The 8,829-nt window shown below is 72.8% G+C and carries 10 protein-coding genes; 3 read left to right on the top strand and 7 right to left on the bottom strand.

Annotated features, from left to right (window positions below; translation table 11 throughout):
- Positions 1–204 precede the first annotated feature (204 nt).
- Entirely contained in the window at positions 205–1,248 is a 1,044-nt protein-coding gene (locus EZM51_RS17895) for a helix-turn-helix domain-containing protein (protein ID WP_248305727.1), read from the top strand.
- Positions 1,249–1,266: 18 nt separating this feature from the next.
- Here EZM51_RS17895 and EZM51_RS17890 read toward each other — a convergent pair whose 3' ends face one another.
- Positions 1,267–3,387 (bottom strand): DUF2905 domain-containing protein, encoded by a 2,121-nt coding sequence (locus EZM51_RS17890; protein WP_136709669.1) that lies wholly within the window; start codon positions 3,385–3,387, stop codon positions 1,267–1,269.
- Positions 3,388–3,512: 125 nt separating this feature from the next.
- Entirely contained in the window at positions 3,513–3,986 is a 474-nt protein-coding gene (locus EZM51_RS17885; protein WP_136709668.1) for a GyrI-like domain-containing protein, read from the bottom strand.
- 109 nt (positions 3,987–4,095) lie between these two features.
- On the opposite strand from EZM51_RS17885, the gene EZM51_RS17880 reads away from it, so the two are divergent.
- On the top strand, positions 4,096–5,508 hold the full coding sequence (locus EZM51_RS17880) for a phosphotransferase (protein WP_136709667.1): 1,413 nt from the start codon (positions 4,096–4,098) through the stop codon (positions 5,506–5,508).
- Between the two features lie 36 nt (positions 5,509–5,544).
- Here EZM51_RS17880 and EZM51_RS17875 read toward each other — a convergent pair whose 3' ends face one another.
- From EZM51_RS17875 to EZM51_RS17870, 3 genes are all read right to left on the bottom strand, one after another.
- On the bottom strand, positions 5,545–5,940 hold the full coding sequence (locus EZM51_RS17875; RefSeq protein WP_169053978.1) for a type II toxin-antitoxin system VapC family toxin: 396 nt from the start codon (positions 5,938–5,940) through the stop codon (positions 5,545–5,547).
- Complete coding sequence (locus EZM51_RS20685) at positions 5,928–6,191, bottom strand: hypothetical protein (protein ID WP_169053977.1); 264 nt, start codon at positions 6,189–6,191, stop codon at positions 5,928–5,930. The genes EZM51_RS17875 and EZM51_RS20685 overlap by 13 nt, the downstream gene beginning before the upstream one ends.
- Positions 6,192–6,287: 96 nt before the next feature.
- Complete coding sequence (locus tag EZM51_RS17870; protein ID WP_169053976.1) at positions 6,288–6,740, bottom strand: isoprenylcysteine carboxylmethyltransferase family protein; 453 nt, start codon at positions 6,738–6,740, stop codon at positions 6,288–6,290.
- Between the two features lie 98 nt (positions 6,741–6,838).
- Here EZM51_RS17870 and EZM51_RS17865 point away from each other — a divergent pair, with 98 nt between their 5' ends.
- Complete coding sequence (locus tag EZM51_RS17865) at positions 6,839–7,426, top strand: TetR/AcrR family transcriptional regulator (RefSeq protein WP_136709664.1); 588 nt, start codon at positions 6,839–6,841, stop codon at positions 7,424–7,426.
- 8 nt (positions 7,427–7,434) lie between these two features.
- Here EZM51_RS17865 and EZM51_RS17860 read toward each other — a convergent pair whose 3' ends face one another.
- Positions 7,435–8,127 (bottom strand): nucleoside/nucleotide kinase family protein, encoded by a 693-nt coding sequence (locus EZM51_RS17860; protein WP_136709663.1) that lies wholly within the window; start codon positions 8,125–8,127, stop codon positions 7,435–7,437.
- A gap of 63 nt (positions 8,128–8,190) precedes the next feature.
- Positions 8,191–8,700 (bottom strand): methylated-DNA--[protein]-cysteine S-methyltransferase, encoded by a 510-nt coding sequence (locus EZM51_RS17855; protein ID WP_136709662.1) that lies wholly within the window; start codon positions 8,698–8,700, stop codon positions 8,191–8,193.
- Between the last annotated feature and the right edge of the window lie 129 nt (positions 8,701–8,829).

Below are 8,829 nucleotides of genomic sequence, written 5' to 3'. Positions count from 1 at the left end.
CGTCGGGCGCGGCGGTCGCGGGGAGCGCGGCCGCGCCGACGCCGGCGACGCCGATCGCGAGGCCGCTCAGGGCGGCCGCGATCGCTCGGCGGCGACGCGGCGCCGCGGGATGGATGGATGGTGGCATAGGGAACACCTCTCGCACGTGCTGACTGCTTGCCATGCAACCTCTCACGGCGGAGTGGTTAGGGTGGTGGCGGAGAAATGCCATGGCCGCGATCCGCCACGACGGTCGCCGAGCCGGGTGGATCGGCCGAGGCGGTCGAGGGGAACGGAAGGCGTCGCGTGCTCGAGGCGATCGGACTGGACGACGAGCACACCGCCGTGTACCGGCTGATCCTGCAGGCCCCCTCGGCGAGCATCGACGAGCTCATCGCGTCTGCCGCCCTCCCCGCCGGCCGGGTGCACGAGGTGCTCGCCGAACTCGAACGCCTCGGACTGCTCGCGCGCCAGGCGTCCGCCCCCGACCGGGTCGTCGCCTCACCGCCCGCGGTGGCGCTCCGCCCGATGCTGCTCGAGCGCGAACGCGGCCTGACCCAGGCGCACGAGGCCCTCGTGCAGCTGAGCGAGCTCTACCGCACGGGCGCCGCCCGGCGCGAGGCACCCGACGTGGTCGACGTGGTACTCGGAGCGGACGCCGTGCGCCAGCGGTTCGCGCAACTGCAGGCGTCGGCCACGCAGCAGGTGCGCGTGTTCGTGCTGAGCGAGGTGGCCTTCCTCGACGCCGACGAGAACCTCGCGGAGGACGACGCGCTCGCCCGCGGGGTGCGATACCGGGTGATCGTCGAGAAGCCCGTGCTCGAGCGTCCGGGATTCATCGACGCGGCACGTGAGGCGGCCACCTTCGGCGAGGAGGTGCGGGTGCTGCCGACGCTGCCGACCCGGCTCATCATCGCCGACGACGCCATGGCGCTCCTGCCCATGCGGTCGCACGGCGAGGAGCGGTCGTCGGGCGCGCTGCTGGTGCATCCGAGCGGGCTCCTCGACCTCGTGGTCTCGATCTTCGAGGTGTTCTGGGCGAACTCGACCGAGTTCATCTCCACGGGCGATCTGCCGGGCTCTCACGACTCGGTCGACCGCGACCTGCTGAAGCTCCTCCTGCTCGGGCTCACGGATGCCGCGGCCGGCGCCCAGCTCGGCATCTCGGTGCGCACGGTGCAGCGCCGGGTGGCCGAGCTCATGGAGACGGCGGGCGTGACGACGCGCATCCAGCTCGGCGCGGAGGCCGTGCGCCGCGCGTGGGTGTAGGACGTCAGGTGTAAGACGTCAGGTGCGGGGACGCGCGAGCACGCCGCCGATGTAGCCGAGCACCGCGCCGAACCAGACGATCGGGAGTCCGAGGGCGAGCTCGGGCACGAACGACGTGATCGCGAGGAAGATCAGGAACCCGACCGACAGCAGCACGACGAGGATCGCCGACTTGCGCGTGAGGCCGCCCGCCTTTCCAGCCAGCCCGAACGCCATCATCAGGGCGAGCACGAGGAGCACGAGACGCAGCGGCGGCTCGACGACCTGCGCCCCGACGGTGAACGCACTCAGGGTGAGGAGCTCGCGGATCCACTCCACGAACGGGAGCAGCGGCGGGAACCCGGCGAACCAGGGGCTCAGCGCGCCGATCACCACGAGGATCGCGCCGATGATGACGAGCCACTTGCTCGCCGGGCCGCGGCGGTTCGGTGCGGTCTGGGTGAGCTCGGCGGCGGCGCTGAGGCTCTGCGCCCCGTCGGTCGCCTCCACCTCCAGTCGGCGCACGCCGACCTGGTTCGCGGGCGGGTGCGGGCTCGACACCCGCAGTTGCGACTGTCCGACGCCGCCCGGTCCGACGGCGAGCTGCGGCGGCGCGAAGGTCGCGCGCGCCATCCCGTCTTCGGATCGTGCCGAGAACGTGACGTGCAGCGGCTCGGCGCCACGGCGGTTGTCGACGATGACCGCGAATCGCCCCTCGCGGCGCGTGCCGACGTTCAGCTTCGGCGGCTCCACCTGCAGTTCGGCGGTCGTGATCGCGGCGGCGGACGACGTGATCTCGAGCACGCCGGATGCCTCGACGTCGTTCGTGCCGTCCGACGCGACGACGGTGAACGGATGCGTCGCGGTGCTGCCCCGGGCCGGCAGGTGTGCGCGCACGCGACCGTGGGCGCGCGTGATGTGGCCGGGCACGGCGAGGAACCGCGCGGGCGCGAACGCGAAGGCGAGCCGGTGCTCGGGATCGTTGCCCGCGAGCGAGACGGTGACGCCGTTGTGGCCGCCGCGGTTGTCGACGTGCACGTCGAAGTCCGCGTCGGAGGCGTCGGCGATGCGGAGGGTGCTCGGCTGCAGCCGCACGCGGATCGGCTGGTCGACCGGGGCGGGCGTCGTGTGCTGCACGAGCGTGACGATCGCCGTGATGGGTCCCTCGTCGTTCGACGCCGTGACGGTGAGCTGGCGGTTGAGCTGCTGGCCCGGCGCGGGCTGCGGGGCGGTGAAGTTCACGGCGGCCTCGACCATCGCGCCGGCGGGGACCTCGACCACGGCGGGGGAGAATGCGAAGCGCACCACGCTCTCGGGATCGCTGCCCGACAGCCCGACGGTCTGCGGGTAGTTCGCGCCGCGGTTGTCCAACCGGAGCGAGAGCGATCCCGAGCCCGAGTCCTCGAGCCGGATGAGCGTCGGCCGTGCCTCGAGCGAGATCCTGGGCCCCCTCGGCGGCACCGTCACGTGCACGCTCGCATCGATCGTCAGACGTGGATCCTCCATCGACCGCACGACGAACGCGAGCGTGAGCCGTTGCGCGAGCACGAGGACGCCGGGCCGCATCGTGAGCGACACCGGGACGGTGCGGCGCTCGCCCGGCATGAGGTGGGTGTCGGGGTGCGTGAGCTCGAGCCAGGCCGGCGGATCGACGGCCTCGATGACGTAGCCGTCGACGATGGTCGACGTGTTCTCGATCGAGAGCTCGACGCGGGCGGGCGCATCCTGGGCGATCGTCACCTCGGGCGTCGTCACGTCCACGTCGGGCGGATCGTAGCGCGACGGGTCCCGGTCGCCGGGCTCGGGCTCGCCCTCGGCGGGGATCGTGACGGCGGGCTCCGTGGCGGCGGCCTCCGTCACCGCGCCCGAGCCGTCGACGGTCGGGACATCCGTCGCGGTTCCGGATGCCGCGGACGACCCGCCCGTCCCCGCGCCCGGCGCCGTCGTGCCTGCTGCCGCAGTGCCTGCCGCCGCAGTGCCTGCCGCCGCCGTCGTGTCGGTCGGCACCGTGCCGACCACGCGGGGGATCGTGCCCGTGAGGGCGTCGCCGCCGAGCGTGGAGCGTCCCACGTCCCAGCCCAGGTACGCGTCGCACGTCGCGCAGAAGCGGGCGCCGACGTCGTTCTTCGCGCCGCACGTCTCACAGGTGCGTTCGGCCATCCCCGTCCCTCCGGCCGCAGCGTCGCGACATCAGGATGTCGCGATACCGCCGATCGTACGAATCCTTCGGAGCTTCCGGCCAGTCAACTGCCTCAACGGGCACCGATCCCTGCCCATGGCGCGCCTCAGGCCGCGGCCTTCAAGGGGCAGTAGACGACCGTCTTCGTCTGGTCGTCGGGCGTGCCGGGCGGGCTCCAGTACTCCTCCCACATGGTGGTCTCGTCGAGCTCGCGACCCTGCACGGCCATCGCCTTCGCGATCGCGTCGTACGCCTCCGAGACCGTGGCGTAGGTGCCCAGGTGCGTCGTCGTGGCGACCTCGCTCGCGGGCGTCTCGTCGGGCACGATGTCGCCCTCGCCCTCGACGGGTTGCGGCACGACGAAGCCCGCGGCGACCACGACCTCGCCGCTCGTCATGTCCATCTCGGTGTAGCGGCCGATCGCGGGGTGCGGTCCGAGCAGGCCCTTCGGGCCGAGGTAGGCCGCGACCTTCTCGAACGCCGAGCCCATGAACGTCGGGATCTCGCCGAACGTCGTGCGTTTCCGTACGACCGCGAGATCCTGTCGCGGCTGCTGGATGATGCGGACCTCGTAGGCCATGAGACCTCCCCCGTGAGTCGTCCCGCCTCCAGTATGGCCCGCGACACGCGCGGGCGTACCCCCCGGTCGGGTCCTCGACTTCGGATGCCCCGCACCCTACTGTTCAGGCATGGACAGCGCCGTCGCCGCGATCGCCGCCTGGCTGCCGCGGCAACGCTGGTGCGGCGGCAAGGCCCACGCGCCCCGGCTGCGCCTGATCGGCGCGTTCGAACTGCCGTCGGCCGATGCGGACGCCCGCGTCCGCACCCTGCTCCTCATGGACGATGCGGCGACGCCGCCGATCCTCTACCAGCTGCCGGTGGTCGAGCGTGCCGAACGACTGCCCGCGGCATCCGACCATCTCATCGCGCACCTGCCCGAGGGCGGGTTCCTCTACGACGGACCGTACGACCGCGCCTACACCGATGCGCTGCTCGCCCTGATCGTGGACGAGGGGCGGGCGGTCGCCGAGGGGGCGGATGCCGCGGGGCGATACTCGGGGGCAGGGGGTGCGTCGGGCGCCGAAGATGCCGCGGGCGCCGCCCACCCGCCGCTCAGCGCGCCCGCCACGGTCGTCGGCGGCGAGCAGTCGAACACGTCGATCGTCTACCGTCCGGCGGATGCGGCGCCCATCATCTGCAAGGTGTACCGGCAGCTGCATCACGGCGAGAATCCGGATGTCACGCTGCAGACGGCGCTCGCGGCATCCGGTTCGCTGCACGTGCCCGCGAGCATCGGGCACGTGGTGGGCGAGTGGGCCGACGTGGGCCGCGCCGACGGGCGGGCGCACGGGCACCTCGCGTTCGCCCAGGAGTTCCTGCCGGGGGTGGCGGACGCGTGGCGCGTGGCCCTCACCGCCGCCGCGGCGGACACCCCGTTCACCGACGAGGCGCGCGGGCTCGGCGCGGCGGTGGCGGCGCTGCACCTCTCGCTCGGCGAGCTCTTCCCCCGCGAGGAGCCGTCGCCCGAGCTCATCGGCATGATCACGGGCGCGTGGGCCCGGCGGCTCGCGATCGCGGTCGCGGAGGTGCCGACGCTCGCGCCGCGCCGCGCCGAGATCGAGGCGATCCACGAGCGGGCGCGGGCGGGCGCGTGGCCGCAGCTGCAGCGCATCCACGGCGACCTGCACCTCGGGCAGGTGATCCTCGCGCCGGGGCGCGGCTGGGTCATCCTCGACTTCGAGGGCGAGCCCATGCGGCCGATGGAGGACCGCACGCGACCCGACCTGCCGGTGCGCGACGTCGCCGGCATGCTGCGCTCGTTCGACTACGTCGCCGGGTCGACGGCGATCGCCTTCCCCGAGCGCGCGTCCGCCGCGGTGCGATGGGCGGATGCCGCGAGGCGGGCGTTCCTCGACGGATACGTCGCGGCATCCGGCCTCGACCTCGGCGTGTACCGCGACCTCCTCGCCGCGTTCGAGCTCGACAAGGCGGTGTACGAGGCGACCTACGAGACCCGCAATCGCCCGAGTTGGGCGGCGATCCCACTGGGCGCGATCTCGAGCCTGCTCCGGTCGGAGCCGTTGCCGGTCGAGCCCGCGTAGCTCGCAGCTCGCAGCCGTCAGCTCGTAGCCCGCAGCTCAGGCGAGGTCGACGACGGCGACGGCGAACGTCGAGGCCGCGCGCGCGAGCCGGTCGTCGAACGTCGCGAGCCCGGCGCGGTTGCCCATGGCGACGTCGATCACGCAGCAATCGGGAAGCTTGAGGCCGGTCTCGACGCGGATCCGTGCGAGCCGCGCCGCACCGGGAGGCGGAGCCCATTCGGTGATGCCGAGTTCGGCGAGGTGATGCTCGGCGACCGAGCCGGCCCCGACTCGCATGGGGCCGACGAGCACCTCGGTGATCGTCAGGGGATGCATGACGAACTCGGCGTCGAGATGCGCACGGAGGAATCGCCCCGCTGCGGCATGGTGCGGGTCGCGGGACGACAGGTGCGCGATGACCACGCTCGCGTCGAGCGCGATCACTCGGGCCATTCGCTGCGCAACTTCTCGAGGTAGTCGGGTTCGTACGCCACGTCGAGGCTGCCCGCGCTCGCGTCGACCGCCTGCCGTCGGCGGGACCGCGGCTGCTCCGCGTCGGCGTCGATGGCCTCCGCACCGCGGAGGAAGAGCCGCAGGACGAGTTCGCTGCGGCTCGCCTCGGGCCATGCCCGTGCGGCGACGTCGAGTGCGCGCCGGATCTCGGGCGTCTCCGTCACCTGGAACCGAGGACGGGTGGTGGGCATGCGACAAGTGTACCACCGGCAGGGTTCGGTGGTACACCTCGGTGGATGCACGAGTGAGGTCCCACTCATCCGAGTCGGGAGAACGGCCCGGGCGGGTCAGCGGATGCCGCGGGCGAACAGCAGCAATGGCGTGCGCGCCGCGTACTCGCGGTACTCGTCGCCGTACGCATCGATGAGCCGTCGCTGCTCGACGTGCGCCTTCGTGACGAGCACGGCGACCAGGAGCACCCAGATCACGACGAGCTCGATGCGGCCGCGCCAGAGCACCCAGCCGGCCGCGCCGATGAGGATGCCGAGGTAGATCGGGTTGCGCGTCCACCGATAGATGCCGCCCGTGCGGAGCGGGGCGTCGGGCTTCGGTGCGACCCACGGCACCAGGTCGCGGCCGAGGGCCACGACGCCGGCGGTCGCAAGTCCCGCGCCGACGAGCGCGAGGAGCACCGCGACGACGGTGATCCACGTCGCGCCCCACAGCGGGTCACCCGGGAGCAGCAGCAGGGCGAGCAGCAGGAACTGCGCCCACACCAACCAGTTCGCGCGGTCTCTCACGGTCGCCTCCCTCGTCGAGTCCCATCCTCCCCCACTCAGGACCGGCTGCTACCGTGAGTGAGCGTTCACCTTTCGCGGCATCCCAAGGAGACGGACCCATGACCTCGTCGTCACCAGCTCGAGAGCGCATCCTCGATGCGGCCGCCACGGTACTCGCCCAGCGTGGCGTGGCCGGCGCGACGACCCGCGAACTCGCCCGCGCTGCGGGGTACTCCGAGGGCATGCTCTACAAGTACTTCACCGACAAGCAGCAGCTCTTCGTCGCGGTGCTCAGCGAGCGGATGCCCCGCATCGAGCTGCCCGCGGCATCCGACCGATCCGACCTGACGTCGTCGCTGGCGGGCATCGTCTCGGCACTCCTCTCCTTTTTCACGCGGACCTTCCCCCTGTCCGTGTCGATCTTCAGCGCCCCCGACCTGCTCGCCGAGCATCGCGACGGCGTGCGGGCGCACGGCGCCGGACCCGAGGGCGTCGTGCCGCTCGTCGTCGGCCTCCTCGGCGAGGAGCAGGCGGCCGGCCGCATCCGCGACGACGCCGACCTCGAGGCCGCCGCCCACCTGCTCGTGGGGCTGGCGTTCCACCGGGCGTACCTCGCCGCCTACGAGGGCGAGATGGAGGTGACGGATGCCCCGGACTTCGCACTCCGGGGCATCCGGTTGCTCGTGCCGTCGCTGGCGCCGCACTGAGCTGATCGCTACCGCGGTGGCTGACGCGGCCCGCCCTCGGCGACGACCTCCCACGTGACGCCCGACACGACGAGGTCGGCGCGTTCACGCCCGGGCGCGATGCGTCGTGCGTTCGCACCGTCGACCTGTGTCGCCCAGTCCCGTGCCGCCTCGGGCGAGCGACCGGAGGCGGTGTGCCGGCGCACCAGGCGCGGCATCCGCTCGTCGTCGTCGGCGTCGCAGAACCACGCCTCGTCGAGCAGGCCCCGCACGCGCCGCCACGGCTCGGACTCGTCGAGCAGGTAGTTTCCTTCGACGACCACGATGCCGTGGCTCGGCGCCACGGCGATCTCGCCCGCGACCGGCTCGTCGACGTCGCGCTCGAACGCCGGTGCGTACACCGTGTGCTCGAGCTCGCGCCGCGCCCGTTCGAGCAGCGCGACGAAGCCCCAGCCGTCGAACGTCTCGATCGCACCCTTCCGGTCGCGGAGGCCGAGTCGGTCGAGGGTGGCGTTCGCGAGGTGGAAGCCGTCCATCGGCAGGTGGACCGCGGATGCCCCGCCTGCGCCGTTCGCGTTCAACGCCGCCACGAGCTCGACGGCGAGTGTGGTCTTGCCCGCGCCGGGGCTCCCCGTGATGCCGATGAGCACCCGGCCCCGGGATGCCGTGGCGCGCACGCCGCGCGCCCGGGCCGCGAGCACGGCGAGCGCGGGATCGGGCATGCCTTCAGTATGTCGGGATGCCCCCGGGTGCCGGTCGCATCCCTCCGACTTGCCGCGATCTCCTCAGATCGAGAACAGGCGCGGCTGCGACACCACCTCCGCGCCCTCGAGCTCGAGCAGGAACCGCTTGCGCTCGAGCCCGCCCGCGTAGCCCGTGAGCGACCCGCTCGCGCCGACGACGCGATGGCACGGAATGAGGATGCTGACAGGGTTCCGCCCGACGGCCTGGCCAACCCGGCGCGCGAGGCCGCGGTCGCCGAGCCGCTCGGCCAGCGCGCCGTACGTCGTCGTCTCGCCGTGGCGGAGGTCTCGGAGCATCCGCCACACCCGCTCCTGGAACGGGTCGCCCGAGGTCGCGACCGGCACGTCGAAGCCGGTGCGGCGCCCGTCCAGGTACTCCCCGAGCTGCGCGGCGGCGAGCGCGAACAGCGGATCGGTGCGCGCATCGACCTCGACGCCGACGTCGCTCGGCGGATACCAGTGGCCGGGGAAGTACAGTCCGACGAGCGCGGGCCCCTCGCCGACCGCGAGCAGTCCGCCGAGCGAGGTCGGGAGCGTGGCGTGGCGTGTCATGGTTCCATCGTCGCGCCGAACGGCCCCCGACGGCGCTCGCGCACCAGCGGGAATCGGACCTCATCGCGGACGCCGCAGTCAACCCCGCGCGGCCGGCGCGGCACCGTGCCTACGATGACCGGACGATCC

This window comes from Agromyces sp. H66 (assembly GCF_004959775.1).
GTDB lineage: Bacteria > Actinomycetota > Actinomycetes > Actinomycetales > Microbacteriaceae > Agromyces.
This window is presented reverse-complemented; position numbering and strand designations above follow the sequence as displayed.